At 38.5% G+C, this 19,193-nt stretch carries 23 protein-coding genes; 15 read left to right on the forward strand and 8 right to left on the reverse strand.

The genetic code is table 11. The annotated features are described in order from the left end of the window. Positions 1–30 precede the first annotated feature (30 nt). From folD to CORI_RS06605, 11 genes are all read left to right on the forward strand, one after another. The gene (gene folD, locus CORI_RS06555; RefSeq protein ID WP_173031297.1) at positions 31–882 is read left to right on the forward strand and encodes a bifunctional methylenetetrahydrofolate dehydrogenase/methenyltetrahydrofolate cyclohydrolase FolD; all 852 of its coding nucleotides are present in this window, start codon (positions 31–33) and stop codon (positions 880–882) included. Positions 883–885: 3 nt separating this feature from the next. Then, complete coding sequence (gene lepB, locus CORI_RS06560) at positions 886–1,752, forward strand: signal peptidase I (protein WP_169942480.1); 867 nt, start codon at positions 886–888, stop codon at positions 1,750–1,752. A 35-nt stretch (positions 1,753–1,787) separates the two neighbouring features. Further along, positions 1,788–2,432: a site-2 protease family protein gene (locus CORI_RS06565; RefSeq protein WP_173031298.1), complete on the forward strand. Its 645-nt coding sequence runs from the start codon at positions 1,788–1,790 to the stop codon at positions 2,430–2,432. 100 nt (positions 2,433–2,532) lie between these two features. Continuing rightward, positions 2,533–2,991, forward strand: coding sequence for a ribose 5-phosphate isomerase B (gene rpiB, locus CORI_RS06570; protein WP_173031299.1), 459 nt, complete (start codon positions 2,533–2,535; stop codon positions 2,989–2,991). After that, the gene (locus CORI_RS06575; RefSeq protein ID WP_169942486.1) at positions 2,981–3,313 is read left to right on the forward strand and encodes a hypothetical protein; all 333 of its coding nucleotides are present in this window, start codon (positions 2,981–2,983) and stop codon (positions 3,311–3,313) included. The genes rpiB and CORI_RS06575 overlap by 11 nt, the downstream gene beginning before the upstream one ends. Before the next feature lie 14 nt (positions 3,314–3,327). Next, entirely contained in the window at positions 3,328–3,876 is a 549-nt protein-coding gene (locus CORI_RS06580; protein WP_173031300.1) for an adenine phosphoribosyltransferase, read from the forward strand. Between the two features lies 1 nt (position 3,877). Further along, positions 3,878–4,486: a DedA family protein gene (locus tag CORI_RS06585; protein ID WP_172197544.1), complete on the forward strand. Its 609-nt coding sequence runs from the start codon at positions 3,878–3,880 to the stop codon at positions 4,484–4,486. Beyond that, a complete protein-coding gene (locus CORI_RS06590) occupies positions 4,464–5,915 on the forward strand; it encodes a leucyl aminopeptidase (RefSeq protein WP_173031301.1) in 1,452 nt (483 codons plus the stop codon). Before CORI_RS06585 ends, CORI_RS06590 begins: the two co-directional genes overlap by 23 nt. Then, positions 5,915–7,018, forward strand: coding sequence for a redox-regulated ATPase YchF (gene ychF, locus CORI_RS06595; RefSeq protein WP_173031302.1), 1,104 nt, complete (start codon positions 5,915–5,917; stop codon positions 7,016–7,018). Before CORI_RS06590 ends, ychF begins: the two co-directional genes overlap by 1 nt. Before the next feature lie 300 nt (positions 7,019–7,318). After that, positions 7,319–7,891 (forward strand): hypothetical protein, encoded by a 573-nt coding sequence (locus tag CORI_RS06600; RefSeq protein WP_173031303.1) that lies wholly within the window; start codon positions 7,319–7,321, stop codon positions 7,889–7,891. 70 nt (positions 7,892–7,961) lie between these two features. Beyond that, on the forward strand, positions 7,962–8,699 hold the full coding sequence (locus CORI_RS06605) for a DNA alkylation repair protein (RefSeq protein WP_173031304.1): 738 nt from the start codon (positions 7,962–7,964) through the stop codon (positions 8,697–8,699). A gap of 53 nt (positions 8,700–8,752) precedes the next feature. On the opposite strand, the gene CORI_RS06610 is transcribed toward CORI_RS06605, so the two are convergent. Genes CORI_RS06610 through CORI_RS06620 form a run of 3 tightly spaced genes read right to left on the reverse strand, consistent with a single transcriptional unit; the run spans position 8,753 to position 10,988 of the window. Then, positions 8,753–9,103: a hypothetical protein gene (locus tag CORI_RS06610; protein WP_169942500.1), complete on the reverse strand. Its 351-nt coding sequence runs from the start codon at positions 9,101–9,103 to the stop codon at positions 8,753–8,755. Between the two features lie 10 nt (positions 9,104–9,113). Beyond that, the gene (locus CORI_RS06615) at positions 9,114–9,914 is read right to left on the reverse strand and encodes a phosphatidylserine decarboxylase (protein WP_173031305.1); all 801 of its coding nucleotides are present in this window, start codon (positions 9,912–9,914) and stop codon (positions 9,114–9,116) included. After that, the gene (locus CORI_RS06620; protein ID WP_173031306.1) at positions 9,915–10,988 is read right to left on the reverse strand and encodes a metallophosphoesterase; all 1,074 of its coding nucleotides are present in this window, start codon (positions 10,986–10,988) and stop codon (positions 9,915–9,917) included. 184 nt (positions 10,989–11,172) lie between these two features. Between CORI_RS06620 and CORI_RS06625 the strand changes: the two genes are divergently transcribed. Beyond that, positions 11,173–12,102: a hypothetical protein gene (locus CORI_RS06625; RefSeq protein WP_216842240.1), complete on the forward strand. Its 930-nt coding sequence runs from the start codon at positions 11,173–11,175 to the stop codon at positions 12,100–12,102. Positions 12,103–12,177: 75 nt separating this feature from the next. On the opposite strand, the gene CORI_RS06630 is transcribed toward CORI_RS06625, so the two are convergent. The 4 genes from CORI_RS06630 to mscL all read right to left on the reverse strand — a co-directional run bounded on the left by CORI_RS06630 (position 12,178) and on the right by mscL (position 15,325). Further along, entirely contained in the window at positions 12,178–13,524 is a 1,347-nt protein-coding gene (locus tag CORI_RS06630; protein ID WP_173031307.1) for a multiheme c-type cytochrome, read from the reverse strand. A gap of 19 nt (positions 13,525–13,543) precedes the next feature. Next, positions 13,544–14,092, reverse strand: coding sequence for a NapC/NirT family cytochrome c (locus CORI_RS06635; protein ID WP_173031308.1), 549 nt, complete (start codon positions 14,090–14,092; stop codon positions 13,544–13,546). 124 nt (positions 14,093–14,216) lie between these two features. Continuing rightward, positions 14,217–14,855, reverse strand: coding sequence for a Crp/Fnr family transcriptional regulator (locus CORI_RS06640; RefSeq protein ID WP_173031965.1), 639 nt, complete (start codon positions 14,853–14,855; stop codon positions 14,217–14,219). Positions 14,856–14,923: 68 nt separating this feature from the next. Next, on the reverse strand, positions 14,924–15,325 hold the full coding sequence (gene mscL / locus CORI_RS06645) for a large-conductance mechanosensitive channel protein MscL (RefSeq protein WP_173031309.1): 402 nt from the start codon (positions 15,323–15,325) through the stop codon (positions 14,924–14,926). 168 nt (positions 15,326–15,493) lie between these two features. Between mscL and gltX the strand changes: the two genes are divergently transcribed. Genes gltX through CORI_RS06660 form a run of 3 tightly spaced genes read left to right on the forward strand, consistent with a single transcriptional unit; the run spans position 15,494 to position 18,706 of the window. After that, positions 15,494–16,795, forward strand: a complete 1,302-nt coding sequence (gene gltX / locus CORI_RS06650; protein ID WP_173031310.1) for a glutamate--tRNA ligase — start codon at positions 15,494–15,496, stop codon at positions 16,793–16,795. Next, complete coding sequence (locus tag CORI_RS06655) at positions 16,792–17,085, forward strand: YggT family protein (protein WP_169942518.1); 294 nt, start codon at positions 16,792–16,794, stop codon at positions 17,083–17,085. Before gltX ends, CORI_RS06655 begins: the two co-directional genes overlap by 4 nt. Further along, on the forward strand, positions 17,063–18,706 hold the full coding sequence (locus CORI_RS06660) for a lytic transglycosylase domain-containing protein (RefSeq protein WP_173031311.1): 1,644 nt from the start codon (positions 17,063–17,065) through the stop codon (positions 18,704–18,706). Before CORI_RS06655 ends, CORI_RS06660 begins: the two co-directional genes overlap by 23 nt. On the opposite strand, the gene CORI_RS06665 is transcribed toward CORI_RS06660, so the two are convergent. Then, a complete protein-coding gene (locus CORI_RS06665) occupies positions 18,624–19,100 on the reverse strand; it encodes a hypothetical protein (protein WP_254064901.1) in 477 nt (158 codons plus the stop codon). The genes CORI_RS06660 and CORI_RS06665 overlap by 83 nt on opposite strands. Positions 19,101–19,193 lie beyond the last annotated feature (93 nt).

Raw genomic sequence — 19,193 nt, forward strand, 5'->3', positions numbered from 1 at the left:
TTGTGATTAAAACAGCATAAAGGATTGGTTATGATTTTGCTAGATGGAAAAGCCGTAAGCGCAAAGATGAAAGAAAGAGTTAAAAACGAAGCCGTGAAGCTCAAAAATTTAGGCGTTGAGCCTGCTCTTGCGGTGATACTAGTCGGAGAGGACAAGGCAAGCCAAACATACGTCGCTTCAAAAGAAAAAGCCTGCCACGCTTGCGAGATTAAATCCATCATGCACAGGCTACCCGAACAAACAACTCAAAACGAGCTTTTAGCACTAATAGATCTTTTAAATTTAGACGATAGTGTGGACGGGATTTTAGTCCAGCTTCCGCTTCCAAAGCATATCAACACGGATAAAATTTTAGAAAGCATAAGTCCAAACAAAGACGTAGACGGCTTTCACGCGATAAACGTCGGCAAACTTTCAAGCGGACTTGACGGATTTGTGCCTTGTACGCCGCTTGGCATAATGGAAATTTTAAAAGAGTACGACATAGACGTAAGCGGCAAAAACGCCTGCGTAATCGGAAGAAGCAATATAGTAGGCAAACCTATGGCAAATTTGCTCCTAAACGCAAGCGCAACGGTTACCGTAACTCATAGCAAAACCAAAAATTTAAAAGAAATTTGCAAAAGCGCAGACATCCTCGTAGCTGCGATAGGAAAGCCGTTTTTTGTAACCGAAGATATGGTAAAAGATGGCGCTATCGTGATAGATGTGGGCATAAACCGACTTGATGACGGAAGACTTGTAGGTGATGTGGATTTTGATAAAGTAGCTTCAAAATGCTCTTACATCACGCCGGTTCCCGGCGGAGTGGGTCCGATGACGATTGCCATGTTGCTTTCAAACACCATAAAATCAGCCAAAAACAGAGTAAAAAAGGCATAAATTTTGAAAAAGGCATTTAATAAATTTTTAGATTTCTCAAACAGCTGGACAGGCACCGTAGTAATCGTCCTTCTTATAATATTTTTCGTTGCGCAAGCCTTTGTTATCCCTTCAGGCTCTATGAAACACACGCTTTTGATAGGCGATCATCTATTTGTCAAGAAATTTAGCTACGGAGTTCCGACACCTCGCATTCCCTGGCTTGAGGTTAAGGTGCTGCCTGATTTTAGAGGCAACGGACACCTTATAAACGGAGAAGGTCCAAAACGCGGCGATATCGTGGTCTTTAGATATCCTCACAACGAAAAAATACACTACGTAAAAAGAAATTTCGCGCTCGGCGGCGATGAGGTTGTATTTAGCGAAAAGCAGATGTTTCTTCGTCCGCACGAAGGAGATGAGTTTATCAAAGCAAACTATCCAAGCGAAAAAATCGTAAATTTTGCAGGCAAAAATTTCGTAAAAGAGCCTTATGATTTTCCGGGAATTCAATACGATGAGAAGATAAATCTCTTCGAGCAAGCTTTATACTACCTAAACGCAGGCAAATTTGCCATGCAACCTGTGATAATAGATAATTTGCCAAAGATAAACGAGCTTCCATTTAATGCGTTTTATTTTAAAGTGCCTGATGAGGAATACTTCATGGTGGGCGATAATCGCGACCACTCAAACGACAGTCGCTTTTGGGGAAGCGTTGCGTATAAAGACATAGTCGGCAAGCCGTGGTTCATCTACTTCTCGCTTGATGATGATTATAAGATCAGATGGAACCGTATAGGAAGGCTGATAGACACTATACAAAACGAACCTGAATTTGCTAAAACCGCAAGAGATGAGAAACATGATGACGGCGACAGGATTGAGTAAAATTTCATTCTCGCAAAATTTAAAGGAATTTGATAGTGAGCACGCTTGAAAATATCGACATAGTAGAGATAGCAACTCTAGTCGTAGCTCTAACCATCGCTATCGTGGGGCATGAGATAGCTCACGGATTTGTAGCGTATAAATTTGGCGATGAAACAGCCAAAAATCAAAACAGACTTAGTATAAATCCGATAAGACACGTAGATCCCCTTGGCACCATCATAGTACCTGCGCTTTTGTATCTAAGCACCGGATTTGTGATCGGCTGGGCAAAACCCGTGCCCGTAAATACCTATACCGTCATAAGAAACGGCGGATACAAGGCTGCTATTTTGGTCTCTTTAGCAGGAATCATATATAACTTCATCCTTGCGATTTTAGCCTTTTTTGCTATCAAAAGCGGCTTTGTGCCGTCTATTTTGATACAGTTTTTCTTTATGCTGATGGCTGTAAATTTGATCTTAGGGATGTTTAATCTCTACCCTATCCCTCCGCTTGACGGCTCAAAAGCGCTTGAATATCTATTTAGGATGTTAAATTTACAAAGCGTGGCAAATTTACTATCAAGCGCACAAAAATACGGCATGATCGTGCTCGTTATCATTGTAATCTCACCTATCAGCCAACAAGTATTTTATCCTATAAGATATGCATTCGCCCTGTTTAGAAATATGCTTTAGGGCTTAAATTTTCTCCTAAATTTGCTCTAAATTCGGCAGTAAAATCTTTCTTTAATCCTACATTTGCTATAATCAGACATTTTTAAATCACGGAAAATTTATGAATATCGATAAAATTTTTATAGCAAGCGATCATGCAGGATTTGAGCTTAAAGAGGAGATAAAAGCGTTTTTAAAAACGCTAAATTTTGACGCAATCGACCTTGGCACAAACGACGCCGTTACAAGTGTTGATTATCCGGACTTTGCAAATTTGATGGCCAAAAATATCTGCCAAGCAGAAGAATACGGCATACTTATATGCGGAACGGGCATAGGCATATCAATAGCGGCAAACAGGCATAAAAATCTCCGTTGCGCGCTATGTCACGATACCTACACCGCCACTATGGCGCGCGAACACAATAACGCAAACGTGCTTTGCTTTGGTGCAAGAACGACAAATTTAGAAGACGCAAAGCAGATGGTTAAGACCTTTTTCTCGACCGAATTTGTAGGCGGAAGACACGCAAGAAGAGTTGATAAACTAAGCTGTTGCGAGGCAAAAAATGATCTCTGATTGGCTAGTCTTAACATTTTTAATCTGTATTTGCATCTACCTTGCCGTTATGGTATTTTACTTTAAAACACTGCTTAAAAAAGAGCGCTCCACAAAAGACTTCATGAAAGGAAATTTACAAGACACCGAAGTGGTAATAAGAAAGCTTCAGGTGCAGCTTCAAAGAAGCCTTGGAAATATCGACATCCTAACCGATGAGCTAAACAAAGTAAAAAACGACGCAAACGCTCTTCGCACAAGAAATTCTCAATACAGACTGGAAAACGAAAAACTCAGGCAGCGCATCCGTGAGCTTGAGGGCAAAATCGAAGCATTATTATAAATTCAAGGAACGATATGAAAGAACTAACTCCACAGCAAAGAAAATTTTTATTAGACTCTATCCGTTGCGTTAATGACTTCCCAAAGCCGGGTATCGTATTTCGCGATATAACTACACTTTTAAACAACAAAGAGGCTTTTGATCTGCTTATGGATCACTTGGTTGAGAGATACAAAGAGCTTGATATAGATTTTATCGCAGGAATCGAATCTCGCGGATTTATCTTCGGTGCTGCGCTTGCAGCTAGGCTAAGAGTGCCTTTTGTGCCGATAAGAAAGCCTAAAAAACTTCCATACATAACTATCTCTCAAAAATACTCTCTTGAATACGGAGTCGATGAGATAGAAATTCACATAGACGCTTTTGGCAACAAAAATGGTGCAAGAGTTCTTTTAATAGATGATCTTATAGCAACGGGAGGAACGGCAAAAGCCTCAGTTGAGCTTATCAATCAAACTGATGCCAAATGCGTTGAGGCTTGCTTTTTGATAGATTTAAAAGAGCTTAAAGGAAGTGAAATTTTAAAACCGCTTACTAAAATTTATAGCATTTTAGAGGTTTGAAATGGAAGAATTCCTAATCGAACTTCTTGCCAAATACGGCTACATCGTGCTGTTTTTATGGTGCATGATGGAAGGTGAGATGGCTCTTATAATGGGCGGAATTCTGGCACACTCGGGACACATGGATCTGCCTCTAGCGATATTTATCGCGGGGCTTGGCGGTTTTGCAGGCGATCAGGTATATTTTTATCTAGGCAGATACAACAAAAGATACATAGCCAAAAAGCTAGCAAAACAGCGGCGAAAATTCGCTATAGCGCACATCTTACTTAAAAAATACGGCTGGCCTATCATCTTCATACAGCGCTATATGTACGGTTTTCGCGTGATCATTCCGATGAGCATAGGCATAACAAGATACAGCGCAAAAAAATACGCATTTATAAATTTGATAAGCGCGTGGTGCTGGGCGGCTATCACGATAATACCCGCTTGGTATCTGGGCGAGGAAATTTTAATCATGTTAAAGCACGCCAAAGAGCACTGGTATATAGCAATCCCTATCGTGCTTGGATTTTTGGGCACTCTGCTTTATGGGTTTAAGAGGATTGAGGATAAAATTTTAAAAGAAAGAAAGGTAAGAAAAAATGAAATTCAACATAATCAATAAACCTATCGACAAGATAAAGGCTGACTTGGAGCTGATTTTTGTCGTGGATAAAAATTTAAAGCATAAATTTATAAAAGACGACAAAAGCTTTAAATTTAGCAACTACAAAGGTGATAGTCCCCTACTTCTCATAGAAAATGCAAGACTTTATATGCCGCTAGCCAAACTTGAATTTGAGGAATTTAGACTAGCTGCGGCAAAAGCTTATAACGCCGTCAAGGAGCTAAACGTAAAAAAACTCAAGCTTGCAAGCTATCTTGGCGAATGCACCAAAATGAGCTTTCAAAGCTTGGTTGAGGGCTTTGTGCTTGGAGCTTACGAATTTAACAAATACAAAGAGAAAAAAGAAGCTTACGCACTAGATGAGATCATCTTTAGCTCGGAGGAATTTAACGGCAAAGAAGTTGATATATCAAAAGCCCAACTTGGTATCAAGCATGGTGAAATAATGGCAAATGCGGCAAATTTCACCAAAGATATCGTAAATGAAATTCCTGAAATTTACACTCCGGTAAAAATGGCTGAAGATGCGCAAATTCTAGCTAAAAATTTAAAAAACGTAACATGCAAAATTTACGACGAAAAATTCCTAAAAAAAGAGAATATGAACGCATTTTTAGCCGTAAATCGCGCAAGCGTGCATCCTCCTCGCCTCATACATCTTGTCTATAAACCAAAATCTCCTAAAAAGAAGATCGTATTTGTAGGCAAAGGCTTAACATACGATAGCGGCGGACTTAGCTTAAAGCTTACTGATTATATGCTTACGATGAAAGCCGATAAAAGCGGAGCGGCGGCAGCGCTTGGTGTCATTAAGGGAGCAAGCGAACTTGAGTTGCCTTTTGAAATTCACGCTATTTGCGGAGCGACTGAAAATATGATAGGAGGAAACGCCTACAAGCCTGATGATGTACTGATCTCACGCTCAGGAGTAAGCATAGAAGTAAGAAACACTGACGCAGAAGGTCGTTTGGTACTTGCTGACTGCCTAAGCTGGGCGCAAGAGCTAAAGCCTGATATCTTAATCGATATGGCGACACTTACGGGCGCTTGCGTAGTGGGTCTTGGCGAATACACCATAGGGCTTATGGGAAATAACGAGGAGCTAAAGAGCGAGCTTAAGGCAAAAAGCGCAAAAAGCGGAGAATTTGCTTCTATCTTAGAATTTAACCGCTTTTTAAAAGAGCTTGTAAAAAGCCAGATAGCGGACGTTAGCAACACCGCTTCAAGTAGATACGGCGGAGCCATCACGGCCGGCATATTCCTTGATAAATTCATAAAAGAAGAGTTTAAAGATAAATGGATTCATCAAGATATCGCAGGTCCTGCATATACCGAAAAAGCGTGGGGATACAACCAATCAGGCGCAACGGGTGCGGGCGTAAGGATGAATTTATACTATCTTAACGCACTTGCAAAGGAGCTGTAATGGGTCTTGGAGTAGGCATAGTAGGGCTTCCGAACGTCGGCAAATCAACTACTTTTAACGCTCTTACAAAGGCGCAAAACGCAGAAAGCGCAAACTACCCGTTTTGCACGATCGAACCAAACAAGGCCGTCGTGCCGGTGCCTGATAAGAGATTAAACGAGTTGGCTAAAATCGTAAATCCAAATAAAATTCAGTATTCTACTATCGATTTTGTCGATATCGCGGGACTTGTTAAAGGTGCAAGCTCGGGCGAAGGACTTGGAAATAAATTTCTTTCAAACATCCGCGAAACCGAAGTCATACTTCATATCGTGCGCTGCTTTGAAGACGAAAATATCACTCACGTAGAAGGCGGCGTAGATCCGGTACGAGATGTGGAAATCATAGAAACCGAGCTCATCCTAGCCGATATCGAGCAGCTAAATAAAAAAATCGAACGCCTGAATAAAGATGCAAAAGCCAATCAAAAAGGCGCAAAAGAAGCGCTTGAAATAGCAACTAAGCTTTTAGCTCACTTAAATGAGGGCAAGAGCGCAAGTAGCTTTGAAGACAGAGAAGAAGAGGCGTTTGTATCCCTAAATAAAGAGCTAAGACTACTTAGTGCAAAAGAAGTAATATATGGCGCAAATGTCGACGAGGAAGGTATTAGCGAGGATAATGAGTATGTAAAAAAACTTCGCGAATTTGCCGCTCGTTCAGGGCATGAGGTGATAAAGCTATGCGCCAAGATAGAAGAGGAGCTTGTAGGACTAAGCGATGAAGAGGCGCATGAGTTTTTAAGCTCGCTTGGCGCAAACGAAAGCGGTCTTGAAAAGATCATTCGCACCGCTTTTGCTAAACTAAATTTGATAAGCTATTTTACCGCAGGCGTTGTCGAGGTGCGAGCATGGACGATCACAAAAGGCTGGAAAGCTCCAAAAGCCGCAAGCGTAATTCACAACGACTTTGAGCGAGGCTTTATCAGAGCAGAGGTAATCAGCTACGATGACTACATAGCTTGCAACGGCGAAACCAGTGCAAAAGAAGCGGGCAAAATGCGCCTTGAAGGCAAAGAATATATCGTGCAAGACGGCGATGTAATGCACTTTAGGTTTAATGTCTAACGACAAAAGTGGTAAATTTAAATAAAAGCTGGTCGAGGCTGTTTAAACACGCCTTGGCTAGCTTTTATGATTTTTGCCGCATTGATTTACTTGGATAAGCAAAATTTAATCATTAATTAAACTTTAAAAAACGATTATTTGGTTTGCTTCAATGTCATTTTTCTATCTTTAGTATTTTATCTTCATTTGAATTTTAAAAATCCTGCTCATAATACTTTAGTATGGATTTAACTTCGCAATTTAATCTGATATAATTGGCCTTTGCTAATTTAAATTTTACAAACACAAAAAGGAAATTTTATGAAAACAAAAGGCATCTTTGCTATAAGTTGCGCTGCTATTGCGCTATTTTTTACAGGCTGTAAAGAATCTACGTCATATACTATTCAGCCTCCTATGAGCGATCTTGAACTGATAAATTTGCCTAAAAATATTGAATTATACGGATCAAATTTTACGCTTAAAGGGCAAAATTTAAAAACGGCGGAATTTTATCTTGAAAACGAACAAAACTTCGGCTGGAGCAAACTAATTAGCGTAAGCTTAGATAGCAAAGCTGAAATCAAAGCATATAAAAAGATTTTTGAAAACACTCTAAAAAGTGGGCAGTTTGGCAAGACAAAATTTGAGTTTAAAGATATCTCTGATAAAGAATATCAAGGATATACGATCTACTATCCCGTAAAAGGAGATAAGAATTTTGATAACTATGAGATAAATTTAATCCAAACCAAAAAGCTTGATTGCGGACTTGCAGCTACGCACTATGCGGTTAAATTTAGTAGCGATACGGACGAAAAAGTTATTACAAATTTTATAGATCAAAAACTAAGCGCGATTAAAACTGATTTTCCAAATATAACTTGCAAATAATCCAAATCAAATCCGTCATTTATATGCTTTGACGGATTTGGATTTTAGTCTAATCTTAAAAAGGAATTTAATGAGTGATTATAGTTTAGCGCAACATTTTGGCGTGAATTTAGCAGAGCTTTTATCGGGCAAGATCAAGGCCGTTTATCCAAAATTTGACGAGCAAAAATATATAAAAAATATAGCAAACAAGGTTAATGACCTAGCATATTCAGGCAGGATAGAGCTTCACGCAAGAGAACTTAACTCTACGCTAAATTTGGATTACAAAAGCCAAATAGAAATTTTAACAAGCGTTTTAGGCGAAGAAAATCCAAACGAAACAGGCATGTTTAAGCAGTATTACTGGGTGTTGCCTATGGGCAAATTCGTTGAAATTTATGGCATTAACGACTTTAAAACCTCCATAGAGGCGATTTCTGAGATAACCAAGCGAAATACGGGTGAATACGCGATAAGAGCTTTTATAAGAAAATATCCCAAGGATACTCTAGAAGTCATGAAAAACTGGGCCAAATCAGAAAATTTTCACCTTCGCAGACTTGCATCTGAGGGCTTGCGTCCAAAGCTTCCTTGGGCGAGCAAGCTTGAAAATTTCATAAACGATCCTTCGTCGGTATTTGAAATTTTAAAAATTCTAAAAGAGGACGAAATAAAATTCGTGCAAAGATCGGTGGCGAACAATATCGCTGACTACCTAAAGGTAAATTTCAATGCCGCCAAAGAGCTACTGCTTGATTGGGGCAAGTCGCCAAATCAAAACACGCAGTGGATAGTAAAACACGCCACAAGAAAAATTAAAATTTAACCATTGAGCCAAATCGTACGATAAATTTGGCTCAAAATAAATTTTTAAGCTAACTATCCAAAAAATAACTTAACTAAAATCCCGCCTACTAGGGCTCCGATAGCAAAGGCACAGGCAAGATTTATCTTGTGCTTTTTATTGATGCCTTCTGATTGTTTTTCATAGTGTTTTTTAACCCCTTCAAAGGTTAGGCTAAGTATCTTTTCGTTCATTTGATTTAGCCCCTGCGCAAACTCCCTAACCTGCTCTTCGTTTACGTATCGCATAGTTTTTACGGTAGTGCTTGCAAGTCGCTCGAAATCCTGCGAATTCTCCCAAATTTCAACAACGGTGTTGTTTTCTATATGCTCTTTAAGCTCAAGCGTCTCTTTGAGCTCCGAATTTTCCACAAGTTGCGTTCCCATCGCGATCTCCTTATTTGATTAACCCTATAGATTCGCCGAATTTCAGTGTCTTGCCTTCAAAAAGATTATGTTCTAACGCACCATCTTCGGCTATCATCACAATAGTTGATCCAAGCTCGAAGTAGCCGAGCAAGTCGCCCTTATTAACCCGTAAATTTTCATATTCGTAGCTTTGTATAAAAGAAGCCGTAGCGTTTGTCTGGATTCGCTCGTCAAAAATAAATTTCATCTTGCCAACATTTAAAGCGCCCACAAATACCAGCCAAAGTATCTTACCCTCGCCTATTTTGCACTTTAGAATCACACGCTCGTTTTTAGCATACAAATTTTCAACCTCTTTAAGAGCCTTTATGCTTACGCTATAAAGATCTCCCGGGATATAAAGAGCGCTTAAAATTTGCATATCGCTTGGTGAGTGATAGCGATGGTAGTCGCGCGGAGAGAGGTAGATATTGATATAATCAAATTCGCTTGATCTGAATTTATCTTCAAGAGCCGAGCCTAAAAGTTCGGCGATATCATACTCGCGTCCTTTTATACTTAAAGCCTTTTGCGCGTTGCTTTTTCCACACTCAAGGCAAAGTCCGTCGCTTGGACTGATAAGAACCTCTTTGGCTTCATCAAATTTTCTCATTATCACAAGCTCTCTTGTAAAAAGCGCGGTTAAACTCTCATAATCTTGAGGTCTTTTAAACTCGCTCATATCGATTTTAAAATATTTGACATAGTTTGAATTTATAAAATCTTGCATAAATTTAGGAAATGCGGTTCCTGCAATTTTGCCGAAAATTTGAGAAATCCTCTTTCTCATCTACTCTCCTTTAAGCTCCAACAAAGAAATTTCACTAGGCGCAAGCACTCTTACGGGAGGTCCCCAAAATCCCGCACCCCTGCTTACATACACCTGCATTTTATCATTTACTTGATAAAGCCCCGCTAAATACTTCTGATCAAGCTTTACAAGAAGCGAAAATGGGAAAATTTGTCCTCCGTGAGTGTGTCCACACAAAACCAAATCCACATCTTTATGCATGTATTTGATAAATTTAGGCTGATGTGCAAGCAAAACGGTCGGCAAATTCTTATCGGTATTTTTAAGAGCAGCTTCTAAATCAGGCTCATAAAATTTATATCTATAGCCGATGAGATCATAAACTCCGGCTAAATTTATACCGCCTATACTCACGCTTTCATTGCCTAAAATTTGAATACCGATCTTTTTAATCTCTTTTAGCGTTCCTTCAATGCCGTTATAATACTCATGATTTCCCGGTGCATAAAATGTCCCGTAGCGAGATTTAAACTCGGCAAAAGGAGCTATATACTCGCCAAGCCTTCTTGGAGGAAGATCGGCTATATCTCCTACTATAACGACCGCATCGGCATTTAGTAAATTTATACGCTCAGCCAAAGCCTTGGCAAAAGGAACTCCTAAGAAATCTCCTAAATGAACATCGGTTATCATTGCTATCCTAAGAGGTCTTTTAAGCCCCTTAAGCACGATACTTTGGCGCTTTACTTCAGGAACGTGTGAAGCGTTATACATACCTTTAAAAAAGTAGCTAAATGCAAGAATTAATATCGTAACATCAAGATAAAATCTTAAAAATTTACGCCTACTTTCGCTAAAAACACGCTTCGTAACCGGTCTAAAGGCGACTATAATCAAATTTGAAAAGAGAACAAACGAAAATAGTATAAAGCTAAGTGCAAGCATAAGCGAAAAAGCGAGTCTAAATTCCGCATTTAAAAAGTTAAACCTAAGCGAAAAAGCAAGCAACACACCGCCCATAGCAAGAGTCGCAAAAAACACGCCAAGCAGGAATTTGTGCAGACCTCGCCCCTCGGTTTTAGCAAACAGCCCTCTATAGGCAACAAAATTCATAAAAATTATAATAAGTGAAGAAATTACATAAAACATCGCATAAATTTATCCAAAATTATTAAATATCTGTCACAAAATGGCGAAATACCAAATAAAACAATTAAATTTAGCAAAATCTAATTTATTAAACACAATCAAATCAAGTGATATAATAAAAAATATAAATATATAAAGGACGCAAATTTTGAAAAAATTTTATTTTATAAATGTGGTTTTATTGTTTTTGGCATTAAATTTTATTCAGGCAAGCAACTTTGAGCAGATAAATACACAGACACAAATCGACTCAAAGCGAGATTTTAAAAACACTTTTTTATATGGAGTTACCATAGATGATAGCTGGTATGACGCAGTCAAGTTATCAGGTATCATAAATACTCTAAAAAGCATGCCAAGTAAGCCTATAGTAAGGATAGTTATGTCAAAAGATACTCATCCTTCAGGCTACGTCCAAATGTTTAAAAAGATAAATGAAGTCGCTTACATAATGGCAACGCCCGTTGATTCGTATGAAATGAAATTATATAAAGACATTAAAAGCTATAAAAAACGCTTTGAGGATTCTTATAACAACTTAGCACCTTACGTTAAAATTTGGGAGGTTGCAAACGAAATAAACGGCGAAGGCTGGTTGGGAGATGATCTGAATTTGATAGTTGATAAAATGAACGCGGCTTATGAATTTATACTAAGCAAAAACGCTTTAAGCGCATTAACGCTTTATTATACGCCGCCAAATTTTCAAAAAATCAAGATGCTGGATTGGGTAAAAAGATATGTTGGCAAAAATATAAAACAAAATATAGACTATGTTTTTGTAAGCTACTACGAAGATGATAATGACGGATTTTTGCCTGATTGGAAAAATATTTTTGATGAGCTGCAAGTAAAATTTCCAAACTCAAAATTAGGCATAGGAGAGTGCGGAAATGTGAGCAAAGATGCAAACAAAACAAGCAAGGTTAATATGGCTAAAAAATACTACAATATGCCGAAATTTAATGAAAATTTTATCGGCGGATATTTTTGGTGGTATTTTGTTCAAGATTGCGTGATGGATAAAAACGATGAGCTTTTGTTTGAAATTCATAAAGCTATGAGAGTTAAAAAATAGTAAATTTAAAAAGATTATTTGAAAAGTAAATTTTAAAACAGGCGAGAAATCTCCCGCCCGTTTAATTTGAAACGATTATTCTATCGTTCCGCTTTTTAGTCTCTTGTCATAGATCTCTTGAAGTTTTCTGATATCGTCTTTCACCTCAAAAACTCCATGCCAGTGAGCATAATCAGGTCCGTTCATCAAAGCGCCCTGTCTCATACGGCGACCTTCGTGATGCCATAAGTGGTAGTAAATTCTTTGGAATTCATCTGCCCAAGGATCTTCTTTAAGAAGCTTTTTGGCTTTAAGATCATCAAGCATAGCTTTAGCGTCTTTGTGATAATCGTTATAAAGCATTACGTGCTTATCGGCCATCTCAAAGAAATTATCGGTATGCAAGGATACGTGGCACTCTTTACAAACCATCTTCATCTCTTTTCTGGCAGCTTCCGGACCATCTACGTGACCTGCCAAAGGCGTGCCTACGTTTAGTTTGCCTGTTTTTTGATACTCGCTTACCGCGGTGTCGTTACCGCCTGTTCTTAGCTCGCTATGCGGCGCCCAAAGATTCCATTTAAGGCGTCTTGAAACGTTGTGAGTAGTTTGCAACTCTCCAACTCCGCTCATATGGCAAGTCGCGCAAGTCGGCGCTCTATAATCAGGAACAGCCCAAGTATCGGGAGCACTGTCGAAATTCCACGTATGACCCTCTGAGTTAAAGATATGTCCGTGCATTGAGTTGTTGTAAATTTCTATATCCGGATGATCAGGTCCAAGGTGGCAAGATGCACAGGCTGCAGGTTTTCTAGCCTCGCTTATAGCAAATTTATGCCCGCTGTGGCATGATTTACATCCGCCGATTCCACCGTCAGGATATAAGTTTCCTATACCGTAGTTTGGCCATGTCTCTTTAGTCGGGCGATTATCGCCGTCCATCTTAATGATAGAGCCGTGGCACTGCATACAGCCTGTTGAATCAGGAGAAATTTGCAAATCAGGATGACCTCTACCTTCAAAGTGATACATCAAATCAAGCATGCCCTTTTTAGCATAAACCTGAATACCGCCTCTTGCGTGACCGCTCTCGTTAAATTCCTTAACTTCATTGGCGTGACACTTCTCACAGGTTTTTGGACTTACCAAAACCGACACGTGGTTATCGCTATCTTTTGGATGCACTTTTTTACCCACCATAGGACTATCGGCCGGATGCGAGTGACAATCCGTACAGCTTACTCCGACATGCGCGTGACGGCTATTTTTCCAATCAGCAACGATGCCGGGAGTCTCTTTTGCGTGGCACTCAACGCAGCTTTTAGCAAGCGGAGTTAAATTGCGATTAACTTTTAAGTTTTTCACAAGATTTGCATCCGAAATGCTTTCTGCAAATGCGAACGAAAAAAGACAGGTTAATAATACAACAACTTTTTTCAACATTGTTCCTCCTTTATAGGTTTTATTTATTGTCTGCATTTATATTGTCCCAGTATTTAGTAATCTCAATGCCCATATTTTTGTGTCCCACGTTATTATGACACTGAACACAGGTTTTATTTATATGACCTGCAAAATAATCCCTATGAGCAAGCCAAGCTTTATCGACTTGATTATTAGCCTCTTTTAAATTCGAATGACAGGTCATGCACCCGCTGTCGTAAGTAAATTTATAAGCGTGATCTCGCTTTTTATGCCAATCAATCTTACTTACATCGGTAAATACGGTTTTATACCCGTCATTTATAGAAACTTTTGCCTTCGTCCATAGATACATTAAGGTATTATCATGCGAAAGATGACAGGCTGAGCACTCGGCTTTGACGCCAAGTTTGTTGTTGCCTCCGTGAACGTCGTTTTTATATGCCGTTACCATAGGATTCATAGTATGACACATAGTGCAGAATTTATCGCTTCCGGTATAATGAAGCATATCAGCAATACCGATTGATGATATTAAACCTATAAATATGCCAAGTGCAACCGACCAAACAAAAAACTTCTTTTTCATACGGATCCTTCTTGTAACATTTTATTTTCTTTAAATATTATAATAAAATATTTAAATTATTATACCTAAGCCGGAATTAAAAATTATTGACGAAAATCAATTAATCTTAATTTGATATTAAATATTAGTTATCAAAAAAATCTTTAAGTTTATCTTCGGAAATACTGATGATTTTGTTATTTGAGTCCAAATTTACAAGCTCTTGGGCTTTAAATTTAGCAAGTATTCTTGAGAAAGTTTCAGGAGTTATGTTTAAAATAGAAGCTATCTTGATGTGTTTTAAGGCATTAAAAAGATCAGAGTGATTTACTAAAAATTTAGCCACTTTTGCCTCCGAGCTTAAAACAAGCTCTTGATGGATAAGTTCGCTTGCGATTTTTAGTTTCTGAGATAGAGATTTTATGATGCCGACTGAAATTTTAGGATTGGATAGAAATTCTTTGTAAAATTTATCATAATCTATCTTTAGCACTTCGCCGGAAGATACAAATATCGCCGTAGCTGGAAATTTGATATTTTCAAAATTCGCAAGCTCGGCGACAAAGGTCATGCCGTTTAGTTGATGAAGGAAAATTTCCTTGCCTTTAGGCCCGATTTTATAAAGTTTCAGCGAACCTTTTATCATGAGATGAAGCCACTTTGACTCCTCTCCTTCCATAAATAAAAACTCGCCTTTTTTATATTTTTTAACTATGCTTATATCTTCAAGTCTTTTAAGTTCGCTTTCATTTAGCTCGTTAAAAAATCCTATTTGCCTAAGCATTCCTCTGCCCGCTGTTATTTTGATTATATTCAATTTTCATGAAGGAGAGCTCCTTCATGAAACTAATTTTATTTTCTAAGAAGATCTCTAATCTCAGTTAGCAATACTATATCTTCGCTTGGAGCGGCAGGTGCTGCAGGAGCAGGCTCTTCTTTTGGTTTTTTAAGTGAATTTATAGCCTTGATAACACAAAAAATACAAAATGCGATTATTAAAAAATCAACCGTAGTTTGAATAAATGCACCGTAATTAACCGTTACGGCAGGCGCTTCGCCGGCAGCTTCTTTAAGCACAAATTTAAGATCGCTGAAATTTACTCCTCCGGTTAAAACTCCAACGATAGGCATTATCACGTCGCCAACCAACGATGAAACGATCTTGCCGAAAGCCCCGCCGATAACGACACCCACAGCCATATCAAGCACGTTACCGCGCATCGCAAATTCTTTGAATTCCTTAACGAAACTCATTTAGTACTCCTTGTGATTAAATTTTATTAGATATAAAATTCGATTTAGTTTTAAGACGCTAAATGAAAATCAAACTAAATATTGCGTTATTATAAACAATTTTGTTTAACACATTATTTACATACAAAATGCTATAATCAAGCCCAAATCAACTTAAGGAAATGCTCAATGTATCGTTTTGCACCCTCTCCTACGGGAGATATGCATCTTGGAAATTTGCGCGTAGCTATATTAAATTATCTTTGCTCTTTACAAGATAAAAGTGGCTTTATAGTGCGCATAGAAGATACCGATAAAGAAAGAAATATACCGGGAAAAGACCAAGAAATTTTAGAAATTTTAACTAAATTCGGCATCAAATGGGATCAGCTCTATTATCAAAGCGAAAATTTAAAATTCCACCGTCAGCTTGCTTCAAAACTAATGATAGATAAGCGAGCGTTTGCCTGCTTTTGCACCGAAAGCGAACTGGAAGCAAAAAAAGAAAACGCTAAAGCCAAAGGCATAGCATATCGCTATGACGGCACTTGCGAAAGGATGAGCAATGAAGAGGTTTTAGCTTGCGAAAAGCCTTTTGTGATCCGCATGAAAAAGCCAAAAGAAACGATGAAATTTACAGACGCTATCAAAGGCGAAGTAAGCTTTGAGCCCGAAAATGTCGACAGCTTTGTCATCATGCGTGCCGATAAAACCCCTACTTACAACTTCGCCTGTGCGACTGACGATATGCTTGAGGGCGTTACTTTCGTCATACGCGGAGAAGATCACGTAAGCAACACGCCTAAGCAAGAGCTTATCAGAGAGGGGCTTGATTACACGAGTAAAATTCGCTACGCACATCTTCCTATCATCTTAAATATAGATGGTAAAAAGATGAGCAAGCGCGAGAACGAAAGTAGCGTAAAGTGGCTACTTTCTAAAGGATTTATGCCAGAAGCCATAGCAAACTACATCATATCGCTTGGCTATAAAGCTCCTGTGGAAATTTTTACTATAAATGACGCTGCACAATGGTTTGACATCTCTAAAGTCTCGCCAAGTCCTGCGAAATTTGATATAAAAATGCTTGAACATATAAACAGAGAACATATCAAACTAGCTAGCAGCGAGCGACTTGCCGCACTTAGCGGATTAGATGAAAATTTAGCGGATCTAATCAAATTTTACACCCAAGAGGCAAGCTTGCTAAACGAGATCAAGCAAAAGATAGAGGCGATATTTGCGCCAAAAAACATCCCTGATGAGTTTAAAAAGGAGTGCGAGATCATAAAAAGCGCTGCAAATTCATTGAATTTAGATGAATTTCAAAGCTTTGACGAGTTTAAAAAGGCTTTAATGAGCTCTACAAATTTAAAAGGCAAAAGCTTTTTCATGCCGCTTAGAATTTTGCTCACAAACGAACGGCACGGACCTGAACTAAGCGAGCTATTTCCGCTCATCAAAGGCAATTTAAAGGAAATTTTAAAATGATTTTATCAACTCTCATCTCGGCCATAGCAAGTATTTTACAGATGGTTGTGCAAATTTACGTTTGGGTCATCATCATCTCGGCTATCGTTAGCTGGGTAAGACCCGATCCTTACAATCCTATAGTCCAGCTTCTTTATCGCTTAACCGAGCCCGTATATGCGCTTATAAGGCGCTTTGTGCCGACCGTGTTTGGGGGCATAGATCTAGCGCCCATCATCGTGCTTTTGGCTCTTAAATTTATAGAACTATTTTTCATAAGGCTACTCTTTGAATTTGCTGCTTCGCTTTAGTCTTACCTTGGTCGCATTGAGCGCATTTGCTTTTGGCGGAGTAAAAGATTTTGAAGAGATAAAGGATAAGCCAAAGGGTTTGGCGAAAGATTACTATATATATCGATTAATCAGCGAAGGCAATTACACTAAAAAGCAAGTTGAAATTTTAAACGAAGATATTTTTAGGCGCTCTCCTACGATGCTAAAAGTGCTTGATACTATCATAAAGCCTAAAAAAGTCGCTTCAAACTGCGATAGCGTAAACGCCACAAACATAATGGACGCAAATTTAACCTGCCAAAGAACTCTGCTTAGAGTGCCTTTTATGATGAAGATAAAACAGGCCCAGAGGGCGCTTCTAGCCGATAAATTTGATGATATAGATAAAAACGTCGCAAGAAGGCTAAGAGCGCTTAACGCTAAAAATGCCGCTTTAAAATTTGCCGATCAAAATGACACGGATGCGTTTATAGCGCTATTTAACTCAAGCAGTCAAAAAGACAAAGAGAAATTTAACGTCAAATTTGAGCCTCATTTTATGAATTTACTTTCAAACCAAAAATCATTTCAAAAGATCGCAAGTAGTCTTGTGATAGATAAAAAAATGGCTAAATTTAGAGAAAATTTCTTAAATATTGACGCTAACGCTTCAACCCAGCAGCACTCTTATATGCTAGGGCTTAACGCTATCTTGCTTGATTCGCCGCACATCGCGCTTAAATTTTTTAAACAAGCCGAAGAGAGCTTTCAAAACCAAGGCGCAAAGGACGCCGCAATTTTTTGGCAATACCTCATAACTAAAAATCAATTTTTGCTTGAAAAGCTAAACAAAAGCAGCGACATAAACATCTACACTTTATACGCAAACGAACTAACGGGCAAAGAAATTCCAAAAGTTTTTTCGCCGACACCGACCAAGCAAAAGCTCGAAGACTACGATATCAAAGATCCGTTTTTATGGCAAAAAACCTTTGCTATCGTAAAAGAGGTAAATGCGACTAAAGCTCTTGAATTCGCAGAGCTTTTTAATACTAAAGAAACACTTGGGCAGCACGCTTACTTCATGGAAAAAGCAAGCGGATATAAAGATCACTACTTTGTCATGCCGTTTTTAGAAGAACTTGAGGATATAAATGCGACCAGAAAGGCTACGATTTATGCTATCGGTAGGCAAGAAAGCAGGTTTATCCCATCTGTGATATCTACATCTTACGCGCTTGGAATGATGCAGTTTATGCCCTTTCTTGCAAATCACATTGGCAAAAAAGAGCTTATGATAGAGGGCTTTGATCAAGACGATATGTTTGATCCGAGGGTTGCTTTAAAATTTGCAGATCACCACTTAAACTATCTTGAAAAATTCTTGCACCATCCGCTCTTTATAGCTTATGCATATAACGGCGGTATCGGCTTTACCAAGCGCATGCTTCAGCGCGGAGATCTATTTAACGAAGGAAAATTTGAGCCGTTTTTATCGCTTGAGCTTGTGCCATATGCCGAAAGCAGGCACTATGGCAAAAAAGTGCTTGCAAACTACGTTATATACTCGCACTTGCTTAATTCCAGTACATCGATTTTGAAACTTTTTGAAACTCTAAGCTCACCTGATTTGACGGATAAATTTCGAAAGAAAGATTAAGTCTATCCGAACTCTTTTCAGGTGCGATTACTTCAATATATTTGCCCCACGGCATTTGAAACGTGATGAGCTTTAAAAGCTCGTCATTTTCGTCTAAAATTCTAGTTTTAATGCCGCTTATGTCGTTATTTAGACTAAAACTTTTTAAATTTACGTCAGCATCTTTTGGGTGGATGGCGATTATAAATTTCTCATCTTTGTCTTCTTTTATAAGCTCGCTATGAACGGGATTTAGATAAGTTCCTAAAATCAAAATTTTAAAATCTTGTTTGATTATTTCACTCTTGCTTGTATAAGCCAAAAGCTCGTTTTTAAGAGGTTCGTGAATGACAATTTTATTAGAACACCCCAAAAAAGCCGTCATAAGAGCTAAAAATATCAGTAAATTTTTCATAATAATACCTTGAAATTTTTTCTTATTTTATCTTTAATTTGGGTAATTTTTGCTTTAAGAAAGCCTAAATTTGTTATAATCTTACGAAAATTT

The sequence above is a fragment of the Campylobacter sp. CCUG 57310 genome (assembly GCF_013201975.1).
GTDB lineage: Bacteria > Campylobacterota > Campylobacteria > Campylobacterales > Campylobacteraceae > Campylobacter_A > Campylobacter_A canis.